This window comes from Solirubrobacter soli DSM 22325 (assembly GCF_000423665.1).
Taxonomy (GTDB): Bacteria; Actinomycetota; Thermoleophilia; order Solirubrobacterales; family Solirubrobacteraceae; genus Solirubrobacter; species Solirubrobacter soli.
This window is the reverse complement of sequence record NZ_AUIK01000008.1, coordinates 356227-381739: the sequence shown is the minus strand read 5'-3', so window position 1 is coordinate 381739 and position 25513 is coordinate 356227. Positions and strand designations below refer to the sequence as shown.

The 25513-nt window shown below is 71.5% G+C and carries 24 protein-coding genes; 14 read left to right on the top strand and 10 right to left on the bottom strand.

Translation table 11 applies throughout. From position 1 onward, the window contains the following. Nucleotides 1-12: 12 nt before the first annotated feature. Nucleotides 13-1533 carry an SGNH/GDSL hydrolase family protein gene (locus tag G569_RS0105980; RefSeq protein ID WP_084284292.1) on the top strand — a complete coding sequence of 507 codons (1521 nt, stop codon included), beginning with the start codon at nucleotides 13-15 and terminating at the stop codon, nucleotides 1531-1533. Continuing rightward, nucleotides 1530-3266 carry a hypothetical protein gene (locus G569_RS0105975; RefSeq protein ID WP_157591845.1) on the top strand — a complete coding sequence of 579 codons (1737 nt, stop codon included), beginning with the start codon at nucleotides 1530-1532 and terminating at the stop codon, nucleotides 3264-3266. The genes G569_RS0105980 and G569_RS0105975 overlap by 4 nt, the downstream gene beginning before the upstream one ends. On the opposite strand, the gene G569_RS0105970 is transcribed toward G569_RS0105975, so the two are convergent. From G569_RS0105970 to G569_RS45950, 3 genes are read right to left on the bottom strand one after another with little or no spacing between them, the layout of a single operon-like run. Next, nucleotides 3263-4033, bottom strand: coding sequence for an ABC transporter permease (locus tag G569_RS0105970; RefSeq protein WP_028062746.1), 771 nt, complete (start codon nucleotides 4031-4033; stop codon nucleotides 3263-3265). The genes G569_RS0105975 and G569_RS0105970 overlap by 4 nt on opposite strands. Further along, a complete protein-coding gene (locus tag G569_RS0105965; protein WP_028062745.1) occupies nucleotides 4030-4803 on the bottom strand; it encodes an ABC transporter permease in 774 nt (257 codons plus the stop codon). Before G569_RS0105965 ends, G569_RS0105970 begins: the two co-directional genes overlap by 4 nt. Then, a complete protein-coding gene (locus G569_RS45950; RefSeq protein ID WP_037494823.1) occupies nucleotides 4803-5780 on the bottom strand; it encodes a daunorubicin resistance protein DrrA family ABC transporter ATP-binding protein in 978 nt (325 codons plus the stop codon). Before G569_RS45950 ends, G569_RS0105965 begins: the two co-directional genes overlap by 1 nt. A gap of 62 nt (nucleotides 5781-5842) precedes the next feature. Here G569_RS45950 and G569_RS45945 point away from each other — a divergent pair, with 62 nt between their 5' ends. Then, nucleotides 5843-6280, top strand: a complete 438-nt coding sequence (locus G569_RS45945) for a MarR family winged helix-turn-helix transcriptional regulator (RefSeq protein ID WP_064750265.1) — start codon at nucleotides 5843-5845, stop codon at nucleotides 6278-6280. Here the strand turns inward: G569_RS45945 and G569_RS45940 are convergent. Next, nucleotides 6252-7109, bottom strand: coding sequence for a polysaccharide deacetylase family protein (locus G569_RS45940; RefSeq protein ID WP_053225922.1), 858 nt, complete (start codon nucleotides 7107-7109; stop codon nucleotides 6252-6254). The genes G569_RS45945 and G569_RS45940 overlap by 29 nt on opposite strands. Before the next feature lie 38 nt (nucleotides 7110-7147). Between G569_RS45940 and G569_RS0105945 the strand changes: the two genes are divergently transcribed. Then, on the top strand, nucleotides 7148-8155 hold the full coding sequence (locus G569_RS0105945; RefSeq protein ID WP_028062744.1) for a hypothetical protein: 1008 nt from the start codon (nucleotides 7148-7150) through the stop codon (nucleotides 8153-8155). 32 nt (nucleotides 8156-8187) lie between these two features. After that, entirely contained in the window at nucleotides 8188-9291 is a 1104-nt protein-coding gene (locus G569_RS45935) for an NAD(P)H-dependent glycerol-3-phosphate dehydrogenase (protein ID WP_084284288.1), read from the top strand. Between the two features lie 35 nt (nucleotides 9292-9326). Here G569_RS45935 and G569_RS0105935 read toward each other — a convergent pair whose 3' ends face one another. Then, nucleotides 9327-10271, bottom strand: coding sequence for an ATP-dependent DNA ligase (locus G569_RS0105935; protein WP_028062743.1), 945 nt, complete (start codon nucleotides 10269-10271; stop codon nucleotides 9327-9329). Nucleotides 10272-10464: 193 nt separating this feature from the next. Between G569_RS0105935 and G569_RS0105925 the strand changes: the two genes are divergently transcribed. The 3 genes from G569_RS0105925 (at nucleotide 10465) to trxA (ending at nucleotide 12546) form a co-directional block, all read left to right on the top strand. Beyond that, nucleotides 10465-11355, top strand: a complete 891-nt coding sequence (locus tag G569_RS0105925) for a LysR family transcriptional regulator (protein WP_211232916.1) — start codon at nucleotides 10465-10467, stop codon at nucleotides 11353-11355. Nucleotides 11356-11373: 18 nt separating this feature from the next. Continuing rightward, nucleotides 11374-12081 (top strand): metal-dependent transcriptional regulator, encoded by a 708-nt coding sequence (locus G569_RS0105920; protein WP_028062741.1) that lies wholly within the window; start codon nucleotides 11374-11376, stop codon nucleotides 12079-12081. Between the two features lie 126 nt (nucleotides 12082-12207). Then, a complete protein-coding gene (trxA, locus tag G569_RS0105915; protein WP_028062740.1) occupies nucleotides 12208-12546 on the top strand; it encodes a thioredoxin in 339 nt (112 codons plus the stop codon). Here trxA and G569_RS0105910 read toward each other — a convergent pair. Both G569_RS0105910 and G569_RS45930 read right to left on the bottom strand, forming a co-directional pair. Continuing rightward, entirely contained in the window at nucleotides 12502-13362 is an 861-nt protein-coding gene (locus tag G569_RS0105910; RefSeq protein WP_028062739.1) for a LysR family transcriptional regulator, read from the bottom strand. The two genes, trxA and G569_RS0105910, sit on opposite strands and share 45 nt — an antisense overlap. Next, on the bottom strand, nucleotides 13353-15866 hold the full coding sequence (locus tag G569_RS45930) for a beta-glucosidase (protein WP_037494821.1): 2514 nt from the start codon (nucleotides 15864-15866) through the stop codon (nucleotides 13353-13355). The genes G569_RS0105910 and G569_RS45930 overlap by 10 nt, the downstream gene beginning before the upstream one ends. A gap of 22 nt (nucleotides 15867-15888) precedes the next feature. Here G569_RS45930 and G569_RS0105900 point away from each other — a divergent pair, with 22 nt between their 5' ends. Together G569_RS0105900 and G569_RS0105895 are read left to right on the top strand one after the other, a co-directional pair. Continuing rightward, a complete protein-coding gene (locus tag G569_RS0105900) occupies nucleotides 15889-16533 on the top strand; it encodes a haloacid dehalogenase type II (RefSeq protein WP_084284286.1) in 645 nt (214 codons plus the stop codon). Continuing rightward, nucleotides 16530-17606, top strand: a complete 1077-nt coding sequence (locus tag G569_RS0105895) for a calcium:cation antiporter (RefSeq protein WP_028062737.1) — start codon at nucleotides 16530-16532, stop codon at nucleotides 17604-17606. Before G569_RS0105900 ends, G569_RS0105895 begins: the two co-directional genes overlap by 4 nt. Here the strand turns inward: G569_RS0105895 and G569_RS0105890 are convergent. Further along, entirely contained in the window at nucleotides 17579-18349 is a 771-nt protein-coding gene (locus G569_RS0105890; RefSeq protein WP_028062736.1) for a helix-turn-helix domain-containing protein, read from the bottom strand. The genes G569_RS0105895 and G569_RS0105890 overlap by 28 nt on opposite strands. A 13-nt stretch (nucleotides 18350-18362) precedes the next feature. Beyond that, nucleotides 18363-19793 (bottom strand): MFS transporter, encoded by a 1431-nt coding sequence (locus G569_RS45925; protein WP_037494819.1) that lies wholly within the window; start codon nucleotides 19791-19793, stop codon nucleotides 18363-18365. A gap of 88 nt (nucleotides 19794-19881) precedes the next feature. Between G569_RS45925 and G569_RS0105880 the strand changes: the two genes are divergently transcribed. From G569_RS0105880 to G569_RS0105865, 4 genes are all read left to right on the top strand, one after another. After that, entirely contained in the window at nucleotides 19882-20301 is a 420-nt protein-coding gene (locus G569_RS0105880) for a MarR family winged helix-turn-helix transcriptional regulator (protein WP_053225921.1), read from the top strand. 21 nt (nucleotides 20302-20322) lie between these two features. Beyond that, the gene (locus tag G569_RS0105875; RefSeq protein WP_028062734.1) at nucleotides 20323-20787 is read left to right on the top strand and encodes a VOC family protein; all 465 of its coding nucleotides are present in this window, start codon (nucleotides 20323-20325) and stop codon (nucleotides 20785-20787) included. Nucleotides 20788-20881: 94 nt separating this feature from the next. After that, nucleotides 20882-22495 (top strand): hypothetical protein, encoded by a 1614-nt coding sequence (locus tag G569_RS0105870; protein WP_157591843.1) that lies wholly within the window; start codon nucleotides 20882-20884, stop codon nucleotides 22493-22495. Then, nucleotides 22492-24039 (top strand): hypothetical protein, encoded by a 1548-nt coding sequence (locus G569_RS0105865; protein WP_037494817.1) that lies wholly within the window; start codon nucleotides 22492-22494, stop codon nucleotides 24037-24039. The genes G569_RS0105870 and G569_RS0105865 overlap by 4 nt, the downstream gene beginning before the upstream one ends. On the opposite strand, the gene G569_RS57370 is transcribed toward G569_RS0105865, so the two are convergent. Beyond that, nucleotides 24005-25510: a glycosyltransferase family protein gene (locus G569_RS57370; protein ID WP_028062731.1), complete on the bottom strand. Its 1506-nt coding sequence runs from the start codon at nucleotides 25508-25510 to the stop codon at nucleotides 24005-24007. The genes G569_RS0105865 and G569_RS57370 overlap by 35 nt on opposite strands. Nucleotides 25511-25513 lie beyond the last annotated feature (3 nt).

Genomic DNA, 25513 nt, shown 5'->3' with positions numbered 1-25513 from the left:
AGCGGATAGCTCGTGCCCGTGTGGACGATCGTGTGCGGGCTGTGCGGGCTGGTCGCGCTCGCCGTCGGTGCGTGGCTCGTGCAGCTCAGGTGGGTCCTTGCGGGGGTGGCCGCGTTCCTGGCCGCCCTCGTCTCGATCACGCGCGACCCTGACCCCCTGCCTCCGGACCCGAACCCGGGCGCGGCGTTCCATCTCGTCGCGCTCGGTGACTCCTACATCGCGGGCGAGGGAGCGCACGCGTTCTTCAAAGGCACCGACGTCCCGGGTCGCAACACCTGCCACCGGGCGTCGACCGCCTATCCGTACCGCGTCGCACAGGAGCTCGGCGCGTCGCTGACGTTCATCGCGTGCTCCGGGGCGCGCACGTGGCACATCACCGGCCAGAACCCCGACGGCTCCACGGCCAAGCCGCACCAGCCGAACAGTCCGGACGACGTCTACGGCCGCCGGCCGCAGATCGAAGAGCTCCGCGGCGTACCTCGGCCGGACGCCGTGCTCCTGAGCATCGGCGGCAACGACGCGGGCTTCTCCGAGATCGGCGCCGGGTGCGCCACCCCGGGTGCCAAGGACTGTCGTCGCAAGGCGCAGTTCTGGATCAACCGGCTCGATCGCGACGTCTTCCCGCAGCTGGTGAAGACGTACCAGGCCGTGAAGGTCGCGGCGAGGGGCGCGCCCGTCTTCGTGGTCAACTACCCCAACCCGCTCGGCCCGGCGTACTGCCACGACGTCTCGCTCTCCAAGCCCGAGTACGACTTCATCCGCAGCGTGTTCATCGAGCGCCTCAACGGCGACATCGACCTCGCGGCCTCGGTCGCGGGCGTCCGACCGATCGACGTGTCGAACGCCTTGGTCGGGTCACGCTTCTGCGAGCAGCCGCTCGGGAAGACGGCCGTCAACTTCGTGGCCCTCGGCCGTACTCGAGGCACGGGCGTCGACGTGCTCAAACTCGGGGGCCTCGGCCACAACACGTTCCATCCCAACGCGTTGGGCCACGAGCTGCTCGAGAAACCGGTCCTCGAGGAGGTGAGGAAGGCCCGGGACCAAACGCTGCCGCCGCTCGGAGAGCCGGCGCCGGCCGGGATCACACCGCCGCCGTTCGTCCCGGATGAGATCGGGCCCCCTGTCAGCCCGCAGGCGTTCCCGAAGGGGACGACGTGCTCCGGCACGACCATCGCGTTCGTGCGCCCGCTGGCCGTCGCCGCCGGCGAGCGGACGATCTCGCTCACGGACCTCAAGCCGGGGTCGAAGGTCTGCTTCCGCACCTACCGCGGCCGCTGGGGCGCGATCGCCGCGGGCACGGACGGCACGGCGCAGGTTCCCGTCGACCTCCACAATGCCGGCGTCGGCTCGATCAACGAGGTGCTCGCCGAGTCGCCTGGTGGGGTGTGGAAGAAGATCGTCGCCTCGCGTGAATCCAGCGTCGGCGACAACGAGGAGCCGAAGGACCTGTTCGTCCTTCCGATCGTGCTCGCCGCGGTGGTGGGTCTGGCGCTGATCGCGATCTACATCTGGCGTTGGCGGTCGCTCTCGTGAGCTCGTTCGCGCGCGCGGCGAAGGATCTCTGGTGGACGCTCGCGCCGCTGTTGATCCCGATCCTCGGCGTGCTCGCGATCGCGGCCTTCGCGCTGCCGCCGGTGACGGCGATCTTCGTGCTCGCGCTATTCGCCGGACTCGGCGCGCTGCTGCTGTGGCACCTGCGTCGCCAACTCGTCGGAGCGGTCAAGGTCCTCGTCGACACCAAGCGCGGGCGAACGGTGCTCGCGGCTGTCGCGACCTTCCTGGTCGCGTCGCTCGTGATCGTCGTCCTGGCGGGCGCGAACGAGTTCGCCGACGCCTACGAGTTCTGGAGCTGGCTCCTGGTCTGGTTGGGGTTCGCGCTCTGGGCGCTCGCGCTGATCCTGCGCCTCCCGAGCTTCGCGCGTGGCACGTGGCGGACGCTCTTCGTCGTCGTCTTCGCGCTCGCCTTCGCGCGCTACTACCTGTGGCTGTTCGTCGGTGGAAGCACGGGCCTGCGTCTCTTCGACCACATCGCGTGGATCGGGCTGCTCGCAGGGCTGCTGATCCGTGTCGCGCTCACCGACCATGAGCCTCTTCCCGAGGAGTGGCATCCCGGGCACTTCGGCGTCGTCGCCGCGGTGCTGTCCGCGGTCTTCCTGATGGTCGCCGGTGTCGCGGGGATGGCATCCGATCCGCCGGTCAAACGCGACGACGCCCGCTACGACGCCGACCGTACACCGGCCGCCCGCCCCGTCGTGCCACAGGACCCTGAAGCGCTCGCGAAGGCGTTCGCGCCCGTGCTGGAGCTGACCGACGGGGAGCGCTGGAAGCCGATGCGCGTCGACGCGTACCTCGCCAAGGCGGACCTCTACGACCCGCGCGGACGGGTGATCAAACCGCCGCCGTTGACGCCGTCCGACCTGCCGCGTGACTGTCCAGGCGGCAAGCAGCTCTGCTATTGGCTGACCATCCACTGCTCGCTCGACGAGTCCAGCGATCAGGCGTGCGAGGACGACCCGCAGCCCGACCGCAAGCGCGGCTTCGCCTACGCGCGCGTCGTCGACAAGGCAGCGGTGTCAAAAGACCCTGCGACGAGCGACCGCCTGTTCCCGCCCACCGGTCCGTACAAGGACGAGCTGTCCGCGATCGTCCAATACTGGCTCTTCTACTACTACGACGACTGGCAGGCGCGCACCGTCTTCGGGCAGATGCGACAAGGCCACGAGGCGGACTGGGAGGCAGTGACGATCGGCTTCTCGGATACCGAGCCCCTGTTCCTGGCGCTCTCCGCCCACTGCGCGGGCACCTGGCTGCCGTGGAAGGACGTCCGCATCGCCGAGGCCGCGACCGGGGCGCATCCGCTCGTCGCGGTCGCCCAAGGCTCGCAGGCCAACTATCACGACAACTCCGTCGACATCCCTTCGAACTGGCTGCGGTGCAAGGGCCTCGGGTCCAAGACACTCGACCTCGCCAACCTCGCGTACAAGATCCGTGACCGGACCGGCGACAGCACGACGCTCCCGCTGGACGTGGAGGTGTTCGACAAGGCCGATCCCGAGATGGACTTCGCCGGCTGGTGGGGGCTGCACAACGTGACCTGGTTCGAGACCGCGTTCCACCGTCGTTACAACATGACCAAGGAGACCCAAGGCCCCGAGTCACCGGCCCGGAAGGCCGATTGGCTGGACCCGGTCTCCTTGATCTTCTGCGACCCGCGCTGGCAGTACGTCGGCGAGGCGCCGAGGCCTCGATATTCCTGCCGCCGCTAGCCCGCCGCCTCGGCGCGACGCAGGCCGGTCACGGCCCAGACGATGAAGAACGCCAGCAGCACGCCCGCGACGCCGTAGACCACCGCCGGGTCGAACGTCTGGCCCGAGATCAGGTCGCGCCCGCCCTCGACCAGCGCCGTGAACGGGTTGATCTTGGCCACCGCGTGGATCCAGCCGCTCAACAACTCCAGCGGCACGTAGACCGGCGCGAGGAACAGGATGATGAAGACCGGCATCTGCATCACGGGGCCGGCCTGGATCGTGCGCAGGCGCATCGCCACGCCCGCGGACCACATCGCGGCGGTCATGTTGACCAGGAGCGCGAGGACGATCAGCCCGAACAGGTCGATCCCGTCGCCGCCGATCTGCATGCCGGAGAGCGCGGCCACGACGAACAGCAGGATGCCGACGATCACCGCCCGGACGAGCGCGGCCAGGGCATAGCCGGCGAGGATGCCGAGCCGGTTCGGCGCGGCCAGCATCATGCGCCGCGCGAAGCCGTTCTCGAAGTCCGAGGCGATCCCGAACCCCGTGAAGACGCCGCCGAACGCGGACGCCTGGAGCAGCACGAACACGAACTGGAACGCCGTGTACCCCGACGGGAAGTCGAAGCCCGGCACGTCGCCGACCGAGCTCAACCCACCCGCGAAGGCGACGAAGAAGAACAGCGGGAAGATCAGCGAAGGCAGCAGCAGCTGCGGGTTGGTGGCGATCTTCTTCAGACCGCGGAAGGCGACCCCGCCCGCGACGTCGACGAAGCGCTTCATGTCCGCGCCAGCCGTGTCCGCAGGGCCGAGGAGGAGCCGACCACGCCGATCAGCGCGATGCACACGGCGAAGCCGAAGCCGAGCGCCAGCTCCTTGCCCTGCCAGCCGAAGATGATCAGCGAGCGCAGGCCCTCGAAGAGGTAGGAGATCGGGTTGTAGGTGGCGATCGTCCTGAACCAGTCCTGCTCGATGACGTTGCGCGGCAGCGAGCTCGAGGACAGGAACAGGAACACGAAGAACAGCGGGAACACGCCCTGGACCGCTTCGCCGGAGCCGGTGCGCAACCCGACGAACGCGCCGATCGACGCGAACGCGAGCGCGATCAGCAGGGCGAGCACCAGCAGCACGAGCACGCCGAGGAAGCCCGCGTGGACGTGCAGGCCCGCGATGAACCCGACGGTCAGGTAGATCAGCGACGACACGAGCGCCACGACCATCACCCCCGAGAGGTTCCCGAGCAGCAGCGCGGCACGCTGCATCGGGGTCAGGGCCAACCGATTGAGGAAGCCGGTCTCGATGTCGCGCGCGATCGCCGACCCGGCGTTGATCGACGCGAACAGCGAGCCCTGGATGAACGGGAACGCGATCGCGAAGTCGAGGTAGCTGTCGACCGGCGGGAAGCCGGGGATGTTGGTCGCCTGGTCCAGCCCGCCGACGTTGATCCCCATCAGGATCAGCGGGAACAGGATCGGCGGGATGACCATCGCGGGCTGGCGCAGCGTCTGCAGGATCGAGCGCCGGGCGATCTCGGCCGCCTGCTGGAACAGCATCAGACCGCGACCTCCTCAGGCGTCTCCTCCGCATCGAGCTTGCGGCCGGTCTTGGCCAGGAACACGTCGTCCAGCGACGGCTGGTGGAGCTGGAGGTCGGCGACCCGCAGGTCGGCGGCGTCGAGCGCGCGGACGACCGCGACGAGGTCCTCGCCGCTCTGCAGGCGCACCGCGGCCGCGCCCGGAGGTGCGGGGACGACCGAGCCGAACTGGCTCAGGACCTCGGCGACCGCGTCACGATCGGCGCGGTCGGCGGGCACGGCCTCGACCGACGGGCGGCCGATCTCGGCCTTCAGCGACTCCGGCGTGCCCTCGGCGACGATGTGGCCGGCGTCGATGATCCCGACGCGGTCGGCCAGGACGTCGGCCTCCTCGAGGTACTGCGTGGTGAGGAAGACGGTCACGCCGTCCTCGCGCGCGAGCCGCGCGACCTCGGCCCACAGGTCGGCACGCGACGACGGGTCGAGCCCCGTGGTCGGCTCGTCGAGGAACAGGACGCGCGGGGAGTGCACGAGCGCGAGCGCGAGGTCCAGGCGGCGCTTCATGCCGCCCGAGAACCCGCCCACCTTGCGGTCGGCGGCGTCGCTGAGCCCTACTCGCTCGATCAACTCGTCGCCGCGCGTACGACGCTGCGACCTCGGCAGGCCCTGGAGCGACGTCTGCAGGCGCATGTGATCGCGCGCGGTGAGGAGCGGGTCCAGCGCCGCCTCCTGCAGCGCGGCGCCGATCGCCGCCCGCACCGCCGGCCCTTCGCGCAGGATGTCGTGGCCCGCCACGCGCGCGGTCCCCGCGGTCGGCGGCAGGAGCGTGGTCAGCATGAGGACGGTCGTCGACTTGCCTGCGCCGTTCGGGCCAAGAAATCCGTAGATCTCCCCCGGCGCGACCTGCAGATCGATCCCGTCGACCGCCCTCGGCCCGTTCTTGAACTCTCGGACGAGGCCGTCGACCTCGATCCCAGCACTGGCAGCTAGCGACATATCGCTTAAGGTACATAGATATTTTGGTATGTCAAATATCCGTGTTGTGCTACATTTGACTTATGGCAAAGGTCGTAGGGCCCGCCTCGAGGCAGCAGGAGGCCTGGCGGCTGATGCTCGAGCTCGTGTTCTCCCACCGCGGGCGCATGCTCAAGGTCGCGCAGGAGTTCGGGCTGGCCCCGCAGCAGACCTTCGCCCTGCGCAGCCTGCAGCCGGATGAGCCGATGAAGCTCTCCGACCTCGCGCAGGCCCTGCACTGCGACAACTCGACCGTCACGGGGCTCGCCGACCGGCTCGAGAACGCCGGGCTGGCCGAGCGTCAGGCGCACCCCACCGACCGGCGCGTGAAGACGCTCATGCTGACCGAGCGCGGGAAGGTGCTGCGCCAGCTCTATATCGACCGCGTCAGCACCGCGCCGGACGCGATGCAGAGCCTCAGCGACGAGGACGCGGCGATCCTGTTCGAGATCCTCAGCCGCGTAGCTTCGCCAGCAAAGTAGCCGCGGTGTCGGAGGCGTTGACCCGCACGCGCTTGAGCGCGAACGGGTCGTCCTTGCCGCGCGCGACTCCCTCGTCGGTCGTCACCGCCGCCTTGTAGCCGGCGGCCTTCGTGGCCGCCTCGACGCGGTCGTCGTAGCGGCCCGCCGGATAGGCGAAGAAGTCGGCCTTGACGCCGAAGCGCGTGCGGATCTCCTTGCGCGAGTCCACCAGCTCGCGGCGCAGCGAGGCGTCGTCGAGCGTCGTCAGGTCCGGGTGGGTGAGCGTGTGCGAGTCGATCTCCCACCCCGCGTTGATCAGCGAGCGGATCTGGTGCTCGGTCAGCCCGCCGGGCCCGATCGACTTGATCTCCAGGTACAGGACCCCGGGCCAGCCCAGCTTGCGCAGCGCCGGCTTGGCATTGGTGTAGTGGGAGAGGTAGCCGTCGTCGAAGGAGAGGATGATCGGCTTCTTGGGCAGCGGGCCGCCCTGTTTCCAGCCTGACCACGCCTGCGCGAGCGTGACCGCGGTGTAGCCCGCCTTGCGCAACGCGCGCATCTCGTCCGCGAAGACGTCCTTGTCGACCCACAGCTCCGCGTTCGGGACGCCCGCGGGCGCCCTGTTGATCACGTGGTACATCAGGATCGGGATCGCTTTGCGCCGCGCCGCGGCGCCGCTGATCTCGGCCACGGGCTTCGGCTGCTTCGGCTTGGAGGCCTTCTTCGGCGTCGCGATCGGGGTCGCGGTCGCCACCGCCTGCGGCTCCGTCGCGTCTGAATGGCGCGTGAGAACGACGACGGCGACCGCCACGGCGAGGACGGCACCGAGCGCCGCGATCCGTTTGAACCACATGCAGATCGAGGCTAGCCGTGGCATGATCGCCGCGAGTCATGGCTGAGCATGAGGGGGTCCAGCCGGCCCAGGCGCAAGCTGCGCCGGTCGTCGCCGTGCGCGCCGCACCCGCGATCGCGCCCACACCCGCGATCGGCCTCGGGATGGGTCCGCCGGCGTCGTTCGGGCAGTGGGACGCGGGCGCCCGCGCGCGCTACGCCAGTGCACTGCAGGCCGGGCACGGCAACCAGCACGTCGCCCGCATGGCGACGCTCGCCCGCAACCCGGTTCAGGTCGGCGCCGGCAACCTCGGGATCCCGACCGACGTCGGGCAGGAGTACGCGGTCGACGCCGAGGTCGAGGAGATGTGCGCGCGGGTCGTGCGCGGCGAGCTCTCCGCGGCCGAGGCCGAGGCGCAGCTCGCGCAGTCGGCGGCGGCACGCGCCGCCGCGGCGGAGGGCGCGGCTTCGGCCCCGAGCGGCGGCGCGGCGGCGGTCCAGATGGTCGGCCGCGCGCTGAGCAACATCGCGACCAGCGGCCCCGCGATGGCCGGGATCTTCGGCGCGTACGTCACGATCAAGGCGACGCTGGCGACGCTCGAGGACGCCGCCGAGGAGCGCCGCGTGGGCGACGCGATCGTCGCCGCCACCGACGGCTACGTCGCCGGGTTCATGGCGGGCGTCGGCTGGACGATGGCGGGCGGCGACCCGAACTGGTTCGCCGACGGCCAGTCGAAGGGCTCCGCGGCCAAGGACGCGCTGGTCGCCAAGGCCAAGGCGGACCCGACGCTGAAGAAGTACGACATCGGGCCCGACGAGGTGCTGCTGCAGATCCGGTCCAAGCGCGAGGCCTTCCACTCCGAGCTCTACGCCTCGGTCAAGCCCCGGATCGCCTCGCTCTACCTGCAGAAGTGGCGCGAGAACCTCAGCTGGGCGACGAAGACGTTCACGAACGAGGAAGAGGGAGGCGAGCGGCGGATCCGCACGCGCGCGGGGATGAAGGACACGGGAACGCTCCCCGACCCGATGGCGCCGCCCGCGCAGGACGCGCCGGCTCCCGCCCAGTAACGCCTGCGGGGTGCGCGGGGTAGATTCCCGCGATGCCCCCGCGGCCACAGCTCAATCTCCCGTCGCCGGGCGGCCGCCGCGCGGTCGTCCTCGGCGCCGGCTCGTTCGGGACGGCCGTGGCGGTCCTGCTCGCCCGCGGCGGCTTTCGGACGACGCTGCAGACGCGGACCGCCGAGCAGGCGGAGGCGCTCGAGACCGAGCGCCAGAACCGCGCGTACCTGCCCGATGTCACCTTCCCGCGCGAGCTGCGGGTGGAGCCGATGTCGGCCGGGCTCACGCGCGCCGATTACGTCTTCCTCGGCGTGCCGTCCCGCGGGCTCGCGCAGGTGATCGGCAACCTGCAGGCGACCGGCCTGCCCGCCCGCACGCCGGTGATCTCGATGGCCAAGGGCCTCGTCCCGCCGGACGGCCTGGCGCCGACCGCGCTGCTCAACCAGGCCTTCGGCGTGGACCGCGTGGCCTGCCTCGGCGGCCCCGCACACGCGCGCGAGATGGTCACCGAGGGCGCCGGCCTCGTCGCCGCCTCCTCCAACGTCAAGCTCGCGAGCGCGATCGCGGACGTGTTCATGCGCGCCGGGGTCGTCTGCGAGCAGTCCAACGACCCGGTGGGCGTGGAGCTCAGCGGCGTGGCCAAGAACGCGGCCTCGCTGGCCGCGGGCGCGACCGCCGGCCAGGGCCTGAACGCCGCCGGCGCCGCCGCCGGCCATATCTTCGCCGAGGTCTGGCGCTACGCCGAGCGCCAGGGCGGCAAGCCGGAGTCGATGATCGGCCTCGCCGGCACCGGCGACCTCGTCGGCACCGCGCTCGCGCCGCAGTCCCGCAACCGCCGCGCGGGCCAGTTGCTCGGCGAGGGCGTCCCGGCCTCCGAGATCCCGGCCCGGATCGGCCAGGCGGTCGAGGCGCTCGACATGGTCCCGCTGCTCGCCACCGCGCTGCGCCGCGCCCACGTCGACGCTCCCGTCACCACCGCCCTGCACGGCCTGATCTCAGGCGAGCTCCCCCTCGACGAGTGGGTCGCCCGCGTCCGCGCCACCGTCCCGCCCCCGGCGGCCCGCGACAACGCCTGGCGCCGCGCGGTCGACCGCGTCCGCCGCCGCCAGGTCACCGAGTCACTTCAACGCCCCGACAAAACCTAAAGCCCACCTAAAGGGTCAGACCCCTTAGGTGGGCTTTAGGATTTGAGCTGCTCCATCAGACACTCCGAGGGCTTCTTGTCGTCGCGCCAGCGGACGATCTTGGTGCCGTGGCGGATGCGGTCGTTGGAGGTGTGGTCGAAGGTGACCTCGACGACGAGCTCGGGGCGCATCGCGATCCACTCGAGCTCGCGGTCGCTGGCCCAGCGGGAGGGGTCGCCCATGCCGCGCTCGCCGGTCTCGTAGGGGGCGAGCTTGGCCGGGAGCTCGCGCTTCTCGGCGGCCTTGAAGCCGGAGGTGTGGCCGACGGTGTGCAGGTTGCCGTCCTCGTCGTGCAGGCCGAGGATGAGGGAGCCGACGGTGCCCTCCTCCTTGCCCGGGCGCCAGCCCATGACGACGGCGTCGATCGTGCGGACGCGCTTGATCTTGGACATGCCGACGCGTTCGCCGGGCTTGTAGGGGGCGTCCTGGCGCTTGGCGATCACGCCTTCGGCGCCTTCCAGCCACGGCTGGGCGCCTTCGGGATCCTCGGTGCAAGGCGTGAGATCGACGGGTGCCGAGATCATGTCCTCCAGGCGGGCGCGACGCTCGCGCTGGGGGACCTCGAGCAGGGATTCGTCGTCGAACGCCAGCAGGTCGAACGCGATGAACCGCGCCGGCGTCTGCTCGGCGAGCATGTTGACCCGCGACTCGGCCGGGTGGAGGCGCTGGCCGAGGGCGTCGAAGTCCTGACGGCCTTCGGCATCGAAGAGCACGATCTCCCCGTCGAGCACATAACGGCCCTCCGGGAAGCTCAGCTCAGGGAAGTAGCGGCGCAGCGGCCTGCCGCTGCGCGATTGCAGGTAGACGTCCGCGCCGTCGACGAATGCGAGGGCGCGGAAGCCGTCCCATTTGGGCTCGTACACCCAGCCGTCTCCGACCGGCAACTTCTTGGCCGGACGGGCGAGCTGGGGAAGCAGTGGTGGTGAGAGGGGCAGCGCCATGGCGCTGCCCACCTTAGGCCACTAGGAGAGCGGGGAGCGCTCGTTGAAGCCGGGACGATCCTCGGCGGCGAAAGCGGTCCCCACACCCAGGGCGATGATGAATGCGAGAACGATCATGTCCTTTACTATCGGACATAGTGCGGCATTGTTTTAGGCTTGGTTGACTTGAACGTCGATAGGTAGAACCTTGACCTTGCAGCAGCTCACGTATTTCCTCGCCGCGGCGCGCCACAAGTCGTTCTCGGCGGCCGCGAACGAGCTGCTGATGGCCCAGCCGAGCCTGTCCGAGCAGGTCCGCCGGCTGGAGGCCGAGCTCGGTGTCCCGCTGTTCATCCGCGCGGGCCGCGGGCTCGAGCTGACCGACGCCGGCCGCCGGCTCGTCCCGCACGCCGAGGCGACGCTCGGGGAGGCCGAGCGCGCGCGAGAGGCGGTGCGCGAGATCTCGGACATGCGCGGCGGGACGGTCTCGTTCGGCACGTTCTCGGGCGCGCACCACACGCTCACCGGTGGCCTGATCCAGGAGTTCGCGACCAAGCACCCGGGCGTGAGGATCCGCGTCATCGGCCAGAACTCGGCCGAGGTCGCCGACGCGGTCCGTGACGGCGTGCTCGAGGCCGGACTCGTCGTCCTGCCGATCGAGGACGTCGGCCTCGAGACCCGCGTCATGGCCCACGAGGCGCAGCTCTACCTCAGCCCGGACCCTGAGCGGGTCAAGGCGCCGGTGACGATCGAGGAGATCGCCAAGGCGCCGCTGATCCTCGCCGACGCGCGCTGGCGCCAGGTCGACCCGATCCGCCGGCTCCTGCGCGAGCGCGCACAACAGGCGGGCGTGACCGTCGAGCCCTACATCGAGGTCGAATACATGACCGCGGCGCTCGACCTCGCGGCGCGTGGGCTCGGGGACACGATCGGCTCGGCATCGACGCTCCAGGCCCGCGGCTACGCGCGCCGCCTGCACGCAGCCGAGCTGGACCCGCCGATGTTCGCCACCTACGCGTTCATCATGCGCCGCAACGCCCACCTCTCGCCGGCCACGCGCGAGTTCATGAAGCTCGCCGAGCGGCGTCTTCAGGCGCTGGTCTGAGCCAGATACGATCAACGTATGGCGGACGCGACGGTTGCCGAAGAGGAATACCTGCAGACCATCTTCTGGTTGCAGGAAGCGGGGCTGCCGATGACGGGGGCCAACATCGCGAAGGCCATGCAGCTCTCCGCGCCGACGGTGCACGAGATGGTGGGTCGCCTGGAACGCGACGGCTACATCACCCGCGCCGCCGACAAGTCGATCTCGTTCACCGCGGACGGGCTCGAGCACGCGGAGACCGTCGTGCGCCGGCACCGGCTGATCGAGCGCTTCCTCACCGACGTGCTGAAGATCCCGTGGGACGACGTCCACGAGGAGGCCGAGCGGCTCGAGCACGCGATGTCGCCGAACCTCGAGGCGCGCATGCTGGAGGCCATCGGGGACGCCAAGACGTGCCCGCACGGTCATCCGATCCAGCCCGGCACCCGCATCGAGGGCGTCCCGCTCGGCGACACCGAGGAAGGCGCCAAGGTCATCGTCCTGCGGTTCGAGAACGAGGCCGAGGATCTGCTGCACCTGTTCAAGCGCGAGGGCCTCGAGCCCGGCCGCGAGGGCGTGGTCTCAGACGTCGACGACGAGCACATCACCGTCGACTTCAACGGCGAGTCCGCGACGCTCACCCGCAGCGTGGCCGAGACCGTGTCCGTGCTCGCCGACCCGTCACCGCCGCCGCGTATCGCGCTCCCCGAGCAGCTCGTGCTCGGCAAAGAGCGCTACGGCCGTTAAGAGATCCGCGAAGCGATCTGCGAGCGACCGAAGCAGCGGACGAAGTCCGCTGGCAAGGATCGCCCTAATCGGCGTCATAAGCGACGCGACTTGGATCGCGTCGCTGGTCGTTGCACAGTGAACGGCATGTCTTTGCATGCCGTCACCCAGAGCAACTTCACCGCGGAGGTCCTCGAGTCCTCCAAGCCCGTCCTCGTGGACTTCACCGCCGCGTGGTGCCCGCCGTGCCGCGCGATGAACCCGATCCTCGACCAGATGGCCGCCGACCGCGACGACATCAAGATCGTCAGCGTCGACGTCGACAACGAGCAGGAGCTCGCGTCGCAGTGGGGCGTCATGGGGATGCCGACGTTCATCCTCTTCCACAACGGCGCGCCGATCCAGCAGCTGGTGGGCTCGCGCCCGCGCAAGCGCCTCGAGTCAGAGCTCGAGCAGGCGCTCGTGGAGCAGCCGGCCGGCCGGTGAGGTCCCCGCGGCCGGCGTGAGCAGTGACAGCCGGTGGCGCGGGGGATCGTCGAGGTCCGCCGCGCCGACCACCGGTCCGGGCCGCTCCAGCCAGCTCGCCGGCACGAGGCTCACGCCGAGGCCGGCCTTGACGAGGTAGCGGACGGTCAGCGGGTCGCCGACCTCGAACAGCGGGAGCGGGCTGAACCCGGCGTTCTGCGCCGCGGCCATCACGACCTCGCGCAGCGCGGTCCCGGGCTCGGCCAGGATGAACGCGCGGCCTCTCAGCGCGTCCAGCGTGACGGTCTTCCCCGCCAGCTCGTCGTCGAGCGCCACCGCGACCCGCAGCGGCTCGTCGGCCAACGGCGTGATCGTGACGCCCGCGGGCTCGTCGCAGAGCGCGAGCACGGCGACGTCGACCGTCCCGGCCGCGACCAGCGCGACGATCTCCGCGGCGGAGCCTTGCCTGAGGCCGATCTGGATGCCCGGGTGGGCGCCGTGGAAGTCGGCGAGCGCCTCGGGCAGCCGCGGCGCGTCGGCCGCGGTCGCCGCGACCCGGACGACGCCGCGGGTGACCCCGGTGTGGCGGTCCATGTCGGCGCGCGCCCGCGCGACCTCGGCCAGCACCACCTCCGCGTGCCGCAGGAGGTCCTCGCCCGCGGCGGTCAGCTCGACGCCCTTCGACGTGCGCCGCAGCAGCGTCAGCCCGAGCTCGGCCTCGAGCCGGCGGATCTGCTGCGAGAGTGCGGGTTGGGTGACGTAGAGCGCCTCGGCCGCACGCGTGAAGTGCTTGTGGCGCGCGACCGCGGCGAAGTATTCGAGCTGCCTCAGCTCCACGTGCTGGAGACCCGCAGGTCGGCGACGGAGCGGCCCGCTTCCAACACGAACTCGCCCGGCTCGGTCTGCCAGCCGCCGTCCCAGTGTTGGAAGGCGCGCGGGGAGAGCGGGATGTCGAGGACGATCTCCTCGCCGGCGTCGGCCTCGATCACCTCGAATCCGACGAGCCAGCGCGGCGGCCGCTCGACGGAGCTGTCCGGGCGCGAGGCATAGACCTGGATGACCTCGCGGCCGCGGCGGGTGCCCGTGTTGCACAGCCGCACCGTCGCCCCGTCCATCGCCAGGTACTCCCACGTCGTGTAGCCGAGGCCGTGGCCGAAGGGCAACAGCGGCGTCACCGGTCCGCGATAGCCGATCGCCAGCTCCTCCGTGTACTCGACGACGCCGGCGACCGGCGTGACCGACGGCAGGCCGTCGTCTGACGCGGGCCACGTGGTCGGCAGGCGCCCGCCGGGCTCGGCGGCGCCGAAGATGACGTCCGCCAGCGCGTTCCCCGCCTCCTGCCCCGGGAACCAGCAGAGCAGCACGCCGGGAACCTCGTCGAGCCATGGCATCAGCACGGGCGCGCCCGCGTTGACGACCACGATCGTGCGCGGCTGGGCGGCGTTGACCCGGCGCACGAGCTCGTCCTGGCGGCCGGGCAGCGCGAGCGACGTGCGGTCGAAGCCCTCGGACTCGACCTCGGCGGTCGTGCCGACCACGACGATCGCGACGTCGGCGTCGCGTGCCAGCGCGACGGCGCGTTCGAGTTCGGCGTCCTCGTCGTCGAACGGCGGCTGGAACGCGAGCGCGAGCGTGGTCAGCGGCGCCACCCCGATCCTGCGCAGGACGACGTCCAGCGTCTCGCCCGCCGCCAGCGTCACCGGCACGCCGTGCTGCGGTGGGGCGAACAGCGCTTCGGCGACGTCAGCGCCCTCGGGCAGGCTGAGCTCGCCGTCGAAGACGAGCTCCCCGCGCAGGCTCAGCTGGTAGTGCCCAGCGCCGGACGGGCCGACGAGGTGCTCGCCCGCGCGCTCCGCGCGCAGCGTGGTGCGCAGCTCGATCGCCTCGACCCGCGGGTCGAGCGTCCCGAGCCAGGTCAGCTCGCCGATCTCGCGGTTCTCCGCGAGGATGACGGTGCCGTCGGCGTCGAGGTAGCGCACGTCGGCACTGGTGATGTCGGCGATCGGCAGCCGCGTCGTCGTGCGCACCCCGGGCGCGTGGGTGATCTCGCCGCGCACCGCGGCGCGGATGCCCTCGACCGGCGAGACCGTGTAGCGCGGGAAGACGGTCGCGCTGCCGCCGCCGAGCGTGCGCGCCATCGCCGCGTTCGGCCCGATCACCGCGACCGTGCGCAGCGAGCCGGCCTCGAGCGGCAGCAGCGACCCGTGGTTGCGCGCGAGCACGAAGCTCGCGGCGGCGGTGGAGCGCAGCTCGGCCGCGACGTCCTCGTCGGACCACGGCGTCGCGTCGCGCGGGGCGGCGGCGCCGGCCGCGACGGTGGCGCCGGGCGCGCCCGGGCCGGCGGCGCCGCTCGCGCCCGCGCCGGCCGCGCCCGCGCCGCTCGCGCCCGCGCCGCTCGCGCCCGCGCCGCTCGCGCCCGCGCCGGCCGCGCCCGCGCCGGCCGCGCCCACGCCGGCCGCGCCCGCGCCGGCCGCGCCGGCCGCGCGGCCCGCGCCGCCGTCCTCGTCGCCCGCGCCCAGGGCGCCGACTCGCTGCGCCAGCCGCAGCAGCCGCTGCATCTTCGCGTCGACCGCGGCCTCGCTCACCTCGCCCGCCCGCACGGCGGCGACCAGCGCGTCGCCCCACACGGCGCTCGGGCCCGGCATCGCCAGATCCATCGCCGCGTTGCCGGCGCCGGCGGTCCCGCGCGTGGCCATCCAATCCGACATGACCAGCCCGTCCCAGCCCCACTCGTCGTGCAGCACCGACTGCAGCAACGGGGACTCGGTCATCGTCACGCCGTTGACGCGGTTGTAGGCAGCCATCACCGCCCACGGGGTCTCCGCCGCGATCAGCTCGAACGGCAGCAGGTAGAGCTCCCGCAGCGCTCGCTCGCTCACCCGCGCGTCCAAGGTGAACCGCTCGGTCTCGGAGTCGTTGGCGACGAAGTGCTTGACCGTCGCCCCGACGCCCTCCTCCTGCAGCCCGCGCACGTAGGCGGCGCCGATCGCCCCCGTCAGGTACGGGTCCTCCGAGAAGCACTCGAACACGCGCCCGCCCAGCGGCGACCGGTGGAGGTTCACCGTCGGCGCCAACAGCACGTCGACGCCCTTGCGGCGGGCCTCGAACGCCAGCAACCGTCCCATCCGTTCGACGCGCGCCGCGTCCCACGTCGCGGCCAGCGCCGTCGGCGACGGCACGTTCGCCGACGGCTCCCGTTCGTCCCATACCCGGCCCCGCACACCCGCCGGCCCATCCGACACGACGATTGAACGCAGACCGATCGCCGGCTCGTCGTGCAGTGACCAGAAGTCCGCGCCCGTGAGCAGGCGGACCTTCTGCTCCAACGTCAGTTCCTGCATGAATCGTCAGTATGGATGCGGGATGCGTGCCTTGCTGTTCGACGTGTTCGGGACGTGCGTCGACTGGCGCACGTCGATCATGCGCGAGCTCGAGCGCTTCGGCGTGCCGCCGCGGCTGGCCGACGCCTGGCGCGCCGAGTATCAGCCGCAGCTGGAGACCGTGCGCAGCGGTCAGCGGCCGTGGGTGAACCTCGACGTGCTGCACCGGATCGGGCTCGACAAGGTCCTCCGCGAGGCAGGAGTCGCGCTCGGGGAGGAAGATCGCGACGAGCTCGTCAAGGGCTGGCACCGTCTCGACCCGTGGCCGGACGTCGTCGACGGCCTCACCAAGCTCAAGGAGACCCACATCATCGCGCCCTGCTCGAACGGCCACATCGCCCAGTCCGTCAACCTCGCGAAGTTCGCGAAGCTGCCCTGGGACGCGATCCTGGGCGCCGAGATCGCCCGCGCGTACAAGCCCGACCCGCGGGTCTACCGCGAGAGCGTGTGGGCGCTCGGGCTCGAGACGGACGAGGCCTGCATGGTCGCCGCGCACCGCGACGACCTGAGCGCAGCGGCCGCGGTCGGCATGCACACCGCATTCGTGGAGCGCTTCGGCGAGGACGCCGGCCCGCCGTTCGAGGCCGACGTCGTCGCCTATGACTTCGTCGAGCTGGCGGCGCGATGAAGCACCTCATCGCGGGCTGGACTGCCGTCGTCGTCTTCTTCTTCGCCGGCGACTCGATCCTCTCGAAGTCCAACCTGGACAACATCCCGCTGACGACGTTCCTCGCGATCGTCCTGCTGGGCGTGATCCTGTGGTGCGCGTTCGGCGTGATCGTCGCCGCCGACCACCTCGCGGAGATGCTCGGCGAGCCGTACGGGACGCTGATCCTGACGTTCAGCATCGTCGCCATCGAGGTGATGCTGATCAGCACCGTGATGCTCGGCGGCGGGGCGCCGACGATCGGCCGGGACACGATGTTCGCGGTGATGATGATCGTGCTCAACGGCGTGATCGGGCTCTCGCTCGTGATCGGCGGGCTCAAGCACCACACGCAGGACTACTCGCTGGAGGGCGCGAGCGCGTACCTGAGCGTGATCATCCCGCTGGTCACGATCGCGCTGATCCTGCCGAGCGTCACGACCTCGACCGACGCGCAGACGCTCTCCACGACCCAGGCGATCCTGTTCGCGGGGGCGACGATCGCGCTGTACGTGATCTTCATCCTGATCCAGACCGGGCGCCACCGCGACCTGTTCGTGCACGGGCCGATCGAGGAGCACGACGTCCCCGACCCGACGCCCCGCGAGATCGGCAAGTGGGTCGCGCTGCTGGTCGCGGGCGCCCTGCCGATCGTGCTGCTGTCCAAGTCGCTGGACAAGGTCGTCGACGCCGAGATCAAGGCGATCGGCGCCCCGGGCGCGCTGACCGGCGTGCTGATCGCGATGATCGTCTTCACCCCCGAGGGCATCAGCGCGCTCAAGGCCGCCTCGCGCAATCAGCTGCAGCGCACGGTCAACTTGTGCCTCGGGGCGTGTCTCTCCACCCTCGGCCTGACGCTGCCGGCGGTGCTGACGATCGGCCTGATCACGGGCGAGACGGTGATCCTCGGCCTCGACCCGACGGGGATCGTGCTCGTCGTCCTGACGCTGCTGCTGAGCATCGTGACGTTCTCCGGGCCGAGAACCACCGTCCTCGAAGGCGCGGTGCACCTGCTGGTCTTCTTCGTCTACATCGTGCTCGTGTTCAGCCCGTAGTCGGCGGGCGAGCGGCCGATCGCGGCCTTGAACGCCTTGATGAAGTGCGCCTGGTCGAAGTAGCCGAGCTCGACGGCCAGTCGCGGCCAGTCGCGCTCGCCGTCCTCCATCCGCTCGGCGGCCTCGTGCAGACGCACCCGCTGCAGCACCCACTTCGGCGTCACGCCCACGTACTCGCGGAACAGCCGCTGCAGCGTGCGCTTCGAGTACCCGGCATGCGAGCAGAGCTCCTCGACGCTCATCGGGCCCCGCAGCATCGCCGCGTAGAGCTCGGCGATCTCCGCCACGCGCGGGTCGTCGGGCGGGTCCGCGTCGCGCATCGCGGCCTCCATCTCCGCGAGCCGTTCGCGCTCGTCGCCCTCGACGCGGATCGGCCTGAACACCGCGGAGACCGGGATCGTCCGATCGGTGAGCGTGTGGGCGGGCACCGGGTGGAACGGGTGGAAGCCGCCGGGCCGGAACTTCGTCGCCACCGCGATCCCCGACCGTCGTAGCTGCCGCCGGAAGCGCTTGGTCACCACGCCGTAGATGAGGTCCGCGTCCGGTTCAAAGACCATGTGGAAGCTGGGGTGCGAGACCACTTCCTGCGTGTACGGCTCCTCGAGGCTCCACGCCACCACCCAGTGGCGGTCGACGAGGTGGGCGAGGTCGGCGGACGGCGCGTAGCGCGTGAGGCGAAAGTGCCGCGCCGCGGCATCCGGGTGCAGGATGCCGCGGCGGCTGTCTAGATCGGGCCCTCCCACGGCCCTTCGGAATCTACCCGGCGGTCGCCTCGGCGACCATCGCCGCGTCAGGCTTGATGCGCGGCGCGCGGACCGCGCCGACGAGCAGGTTGAGCACGGCGATGCCGGCGGCGACCATGATCCCGCGCTCGAAGCCGTCGGCGAGCGCCTGCGGCTGGGTCGCGCCGGACGCGAGCGCGTCACCCACGCGGGTCGTGGCGGCGGTGGAGACGAGCGCGAGCCCGATCGCCCCGCCCACCTGGAACGCGGTGGTGACGATGCCCGAGGCGGCGCCCGCGTCCTCGTGCGGGACCTCGGCGACGGCGGCGATCTGGTTGGCGACGCCGACCAGCGGCAGGCCGAGGCCGAAGATCACCAGGCCGGGGAGGATGTCGGCCGTGAAGGAGGCGTCGACGCCGGCGCGGCTGAGCAACAGCAGCCCAACCACGCCGATCGCCGAGCCGCCGATGTACGCCGCGCGCGTCCCCAGTCGCGTCACGAGCTGGGCGCCGACGACCGCGGACGCGATCGCGGCGAACCCCATCGGGACGAAGTGCAGGCCGGCTTGGAGCGCGGTGTCGCCGTGGACCTGCTGGAGGTAGAGGGCGCTCATGAAGAACATGCCGAGGAAGGCGCCGCCGTTCAGAGCGAGCGCGATCGTGGAGACGCCGAGCCCGCGGATGCGGAAGAGCCGCAGCGGGACCAGCGGGTCGCTGGCGCGCGACTCGGCGTAGACGAACGCGCCGAGCAGGATCAGCGCCGCGCCGAACAGGCCGAGCACCTCGGCGGAGCCCCAGCCGGAGGCGTCGGTGCGGATGACGCCGTAGACGAGCGCGAGCAGGCCGCCGGTGGCCAGGATCGCGCCGGTGAAGTCGAAGCTGCCGGCCTTGCCGCGGCTCTCGGCCAGGAAGCGCGGTGCGGCGATGATGCCGCCGATCGCGACGGGGACGTTGACGAAGAAGATCCATTCCCAGCCCGCCCCGTCGACGAGGATGCCGCCGGCGACGACGCCGAGCGTGCCGCCGATGCCGGCGAGCGCGCCCCAGATGCCGAGCGCGATGTTGCGCTCGCGGCCCGCGGGGAAGGCGACCTGCAGCAGCGCCAGCGCGGCGGGGGAGAGCAGCGCGGCGCCGATGCCCTGGATCGCGCGGACCGCGATCAGCGTCTCTGAGTTCGGGGCGAAGCCGCCGGCGAGCGAGGCGGCGCCGAAGAGCGCCAGGCCGATCACGAAGAGCCTGCGGCGGCCGAGGAGGTCGCTCGCGCGGCCGCCGAGCAGCAGCAGGCCGCCGAAGGCGAGGGTGTAGCCGTTGACGACCCACTGGAGGCTGTCGGCGGAGAACCCGAGATCGGTCTGGATCGCGGGCAGGGCGACGTTCACGATCGTGACGTCGAGGACGACCATGAACTGCGCGACGGCGAGCACCGCCAGAGCGAGCCACTTGCTCCTGGCTCGTGAATCATTCATCGCTTGAACGGTCATGGGGTGGCACCATACGCCCCGATCGTGAATGATTCAAGGCATGAATGATTTTTCGTGTCTATCCTCGGACCTTGTGAGCTTTCCTCGCGGCATCACCGACCGTCCGGCCCTGCTGCTGGTCAAGATCGGCAACCAGATCGTCGATCGCGCCGAGGACGCACTCGCCGGTATGGGACTGAGCGGGCGGCAGTACATGCTCCTGGCGGTGTTGAGCTCGGACGACCCGCCGTCGCAGCTCGAGCTGGCCGGTCTGTGCGGGCTGCTGCCGGCGCAGGTCGTGCCGGTGCTGGACAAGCTGGAGGAGCGCGGTCTGGTCGAACGCAAGCGGTCGGAGACCGATCGCCGCCGCTACGTGGTCACGCTCACCGACGCGGGGCGCGTGGCGCTCGAAGAGGCCGACGCGCTCGGCCGCCGGCTCGTCGACGAACTCGACGCCACCAGCGCCGAGGTCGTCGTCCAGAGCTTGTCGCGTTCTTACAATACGGCGCCGTAGAGCCAAAATACGGTGGTCGGTATGACCGCCAAGCCGATTCCCGAGGGCTACCACTCCCTCACCCCCAACCTCACCGTCGACCGCGGCCTCGAGGCGCTCGACTTCTACGCGCAGGCGTTCGGCGCCGAGGTCGTCCGCAAGCTCGTGATGGGCGGCAAGCTGATGCACTCCGAGTTGCGGATCGGCGACTCGCTGTTCTCGGTCAGCGATCCCTTCGAGCAGTTCGGCCTCGCCGCGCCGGTGGCGGGCGAGCCGCTCTCGGCCTCGATCCTGATCTACACCGAGGACGTCGACGCCCTCTACGACAAGGCGATCGCCGCGGGCGCTACAGAGGTCAACCGCCCCGCGGACCAGTTCCACGGCGACCGGGCGGGCTCGCTGCGCGACCCCTTCGGCCACCGCTGGATGCTCGCCACGCACACCGAGGACATGTCGGAGGAGGAGATGCAGCGACGCACCGAGGAGGCGATGGCCGGCTCGAAGTAGACCCAGCCTTCTGATCAGGATCACTTGATCGCTGCCCCTCCCTTCGACATAGTGCGCCGGTCGCGCCGGTCAGTACCGAGAGAGGGTTTGGGGCATGGCTGAGGATGGAGCCGTACGGACGGGGCATCGCGGTGCGCGCAGCGCCGCGAGGGCGCTCGCGCTGGCATTGATCGCCGGCGCGCTTCTGAGCACGTTCGGGGGCGAAGGTGTCGCCCGGATCCTGCGCGCCGCCGGCGGCTACGTGGACTTCGGTTACGTACCGCAGCAGTGCGGGACCTCGACCAGCTACGCGCGGGCGCTCAACGGCGACCCGGTTCGCGTCTGCCAGCACGATGCCGGGTTCGTCTACGCGTTCTACGCCGGGCACCCGTGGTATCCGATCGGCGACTCGGACACGACGTTCTACGTCGCGATGCCCGATGCCAAGCGCCACTTCGGCTGGATCAACGAAGGCAGCAACGCCACGGGCAGCTGGTTGTCGTTCAGCCGTCCGTTGTTCGCCGACGGCGGCGTCATGCGCTACTCGGGGATCGAGGGGTCGACGAAGTACCTCGACGTGACGCAGACGACCCGACCGCTCGTCGGGTCCGCCGGCTACACGCAGACGTGGACGGTGACCAACACAAGCGGCGTCCAGCAGCGCATCCGCCCGCTCGTCGCCTCCACGTCCTACGGGTCGGGGGCGCCCGACTGGGCGACGGCGACCGCCCCGCGCCGGATCACCGCCCGCAATCCGTCGATCGGCGGCTCGATCACGCTGAGCGAGTACACCGGCGACGGATCGCCCGCGGTGAGCGGGTTCACGGCGGGCAGTTGGACGCGCCGCCACGCGGCCACCACGCCGGCGGCGCCGGCGCTCGACAACGCGCTGCACGCGGACGCGACGACCGCGTCGCATGACGCCGAGATGGCGCTGGCGTGGCCGATCGTCACTCTCGCGGCCAACGCCACCGCGCGCTACAGCGTGTCGGTCGGGCTGCAGCGGCCGCGCGAGGTCGAGCTCGCGCTGGGCGGAGCCGCGCCCAGCATGGCCGGCCCGACGACGCTGAACGCCACGATCTGGGAGGACCGGTCGCTGAACGGGCGGTCGCTGCGCTGGGAGTCGTTCGGGCGCAACGGCGCGAAGGGCAGCGCGGCGATCGACAGCAACGGCAAGACGTCGTTCGCGGTGCCGAGCCAGCCCGGCCTGCAGCGGGTCGTGGCCTACGCGGACATCAACGACAGCGGCTTCTGGGACTCGAACGAGCCCTACCGCAACGCGTACGTGTGGGTCCCGCCGGGCGCTCCGGTTCCGGCCCCGACGGTCGTCGTGCCCGCGCAGACGGTCGTGCCGACGCCGCCGTCCGCACCTCCGGCGCCGCAGAAGCTCGAGCGCGTCGTGGTCACCCTCGGGTTCTTCCTCGACAAGAGCCGGTTCACGACGTTCGCGGTCAAGGAGGTCCCGGCCGGTTCGACGGTCACCGCGTCCTGCCCGAAGGGCTGCGCGCGCAAGACCTACACGAAGCGCAACGCGCGCGGGACCGTCAGCCTCAAGCCGCTCGTCGGCAAGAAGCGGATGAGAGCCGGGACCACGATCACGGTGACCGTGAGCCGCCCGGGGGCGATCGCCGCGGTCAAGATCTTCAAGATGCGCAGCGGCAAGCGCCAGCCGCAGGTGACCACGCGCTGCCTGCCGCCGGGCGCGCGCAAGCCGGTGGGTTGCGAATGAACCGGGCCGCGCGTCTGGCCGGGCGCTCCCTCGCCATGCTGCTGATCGCCGGCGGGCTGCTCGCGGCGCTGGGCGGCAACGGGTTCGCGCGGGTGCTGCGCGGGGTCGAGGGCTACGCGAGCTTCCTCGGCTATGTGCCTGAGAAGTGCATGACCTCGACGGAGTACGCCCGCGCGATCAACGGCGACGTGATCCGCGTCTGCCAGCACGAGGCGAACATCACCTACGGGTTCTTCTCCGGGCATGACGCGCTGACGCTCGGCGACTCGGACACGTCGCTGCACGTCGCGCTCCCGGACGCCGGCAAGCACTTCTCGTGGTACGACCCCTACGGAGACTCCGAGTGGTTCGAGCCGGCGACGCTCGACCCGGTCGTGCCGGGCAACCCGGCGACCGGCGCGGCGCACTTCTCGGCCGTCTCGGGCGACACGAAGTACCTCGACGTCGTGCAGACGGCCAAGGTCGCGGCGGGCGCGAGCGCGTACACGCTCACCTGGTCGATAACGAACCGGACGACGGTCGACCAGCGCGTCCGGCCGCTGGTCGCGACCACCGGCTTCGGGTACTGGGGCAAGCCCTCGTTCGGGCACACGGTCACGCCGCTGAGCGTCACCGTCCGCAACCCGATGCTCGGCGGCGCGATCACGTTGAGCGGCGCGACGCCGCCCGCGTCGAGTTGGACCGCCGGTGGCACCCAGCACCGCGTCGATGCGTCCATCGCCACCGCCCCACCGCTCGACAGCATCGAGCACGACGACGGCTACCCGTCGCACGAGTCGGAGATCGCGATGGCCTGGGACGTGCAGACGCTGGCACCGGATGAGACCGCCGACTTCACCGTGACGGTCACGCTGGCGCGGTCGCGCGAGGTCCAGTTGAAGGCCCGCACCGTGCCCACGGCAAACGCGCCGACCATCATCGACGCCCTGGTCTATGACGAGCGCGGGTTCGCCGGCAAGCAGCTGATCTGGTCGGCCGGCGGCGGGGGTGGGACGGCGACCATCGGCGCCGACGGCAAGGCCGTGCTGACGGTCCCTGGACGCGGCGGCGAGCAGCGCATCGACGTCTGGGCCGACACCGACGGCGACGGCGGCTTCAAGGGCGACGAGCCGTACACCTACGGCTACATCTACGCGCCGGGCACGGCCGGCCCGCAGCCGACGGCGACCCCGGGCGGCTCGGTCCTGACGATCGGGACGCCGCCGCGTGCCGTTCCGATACCCGCGCCGGTGGCGAAGCCGTTCGCGAACAGCCCGCTGCATATGCCGTTCAACCGAAGCCTGAAGGTCAAGGCCTCAAAGCGGGCGAAGGCGTGCCGCGGGTCGGTGACGGCCGAGATCCGCAACGGCAAGACGGTGCTCCAGCGCAAGTCGGTCAAGCTGACGCGGTCGTGTGCGGTCAAGACGACGTTCACCGTCCCGCACAGCGTGCTCGGCACGGTGAAGTCGCTGACGGTGGTCGTCACGCCGCCGAAGCGCAATCGGTACCTGAAGACCGCGCGCTTCACGGTCAGCGTGCCGCCGGCGCCTCCGGTTCGCAGGTAGTGGCGAGCGCCCAGTCGCGCGACTGGGCGCCGATCCGATAGCCGGGCGGCGGGCGCAGCAACAGCGGCGCCTCGTCGCTCGCGCTCTGCAGGCTCTCGACGGCGCGGGCGCTGCGCGGCAGGACGATCGCGGCGCCCTCCGGCGTCGGGAGGATGCCGGCGGGAGCACGGTCCTTCGCGTACGCGATCAGCGGCACCTGGCGGTAGGTGACCGCGCTGAGCGGCTCGCAGGCGTGGCTGAGGTCGAGCGCGCGCAGGTCGGCCTGCGCGGCGCGGCGATCGCGCGAGTCGGTGACGGTGTCACGCAGTCCGGTGACGGTCGCCGGGACGGCCGCGAGGATGCACGCGACCGCGACGACGCGCAACAGCGCGGCCTGGGGCGGCGCGGCGGCCCGCCGCTGCGCGGCGGCGGGCGGCTGCGCGGCGGCGGGCGGCTGCGCGGCGGCGGGCGGCTGCGCGGCGGCGGGCGGCTGCGCGGCGGCGGGCGGCGGCGCGGCGGCGGGCGGCGGCGCGGCGGCGGGCGGCGGCGCGGCGGCGCGCGGCGAGCTCGCCGCCACCCCGGCACCGAGGATCGCCAGCAGCGCGGCGGCGGGCAGCAGGTAGCGGGCGAGCAGCGGGAGGCCCGCGGCGCCGATCGCCACGAACGTCGCCAGGGCGACCAGCAGCACGGCGAGCGTCACCTTGAAGCGCGGCGACGGCCGGTCGGACAACGCGAGCAACGCGACCGCTCCGGCGAGCATCAGCGGCAGCCCGATCACGCTCTCGAGCAGTTGCGGGACCAGCAGCGGGGCGTTCGACGCGCCGCTGGCGCGCCCGAGCTCCTCGGTCAGCGAGCGGGTGCCGGTCAGTGAGAACAGCGGGTCGCCGGTGACCACCAGGTCCGCGGCGCACCAGAGGAGCGGGGCGGCGAGCGCGAGCGCGACGACCTTCACCCGTCCGCCCTCGCGCCACACGCACCACGCCGCGACGGCGACGGACAGCAGCCACGCCTCCGGCCGCAGCAGCCCGGCGACGCCCAGCAGCACCAGCGCGGCGGTGAACCGCCGGCGGAGCAGCGCGTCGAGCGCGAACAGCGTCAGCGCGAGCGCGGGAATGTCGATCGACCCCCGCAACGCGCCCGCGACGAGCGCGGGGCGCGTGAGCAGCAGCACCGCCGCCAGCACCCCGGCGGCGACGCTGTCGAACAGCCGTCGCCCGACGTCGAACGCGGCCACGCCGACCGCCCCGAACGACACCGCGATCACCAGCCGGAACGCGTCCGCGCTCGCGGGTCGCCCGAGCGGCGCGACCACCAGCCCGAGCAGGTTCGCCAGCGGGTGCGGCGTCGGCGCGAACGCCCCGCGCAACGACGGCGCGTGCCCGTGCCAGAGCTCGTCCCCCCACAGGAGCGCATACGCCATGTCGTACGCGTCGTGCCCCCGCACCACGACCCACAGGGCGAGCCCGACGAGGCCCGCGGCGGCGAGCCGCATTCC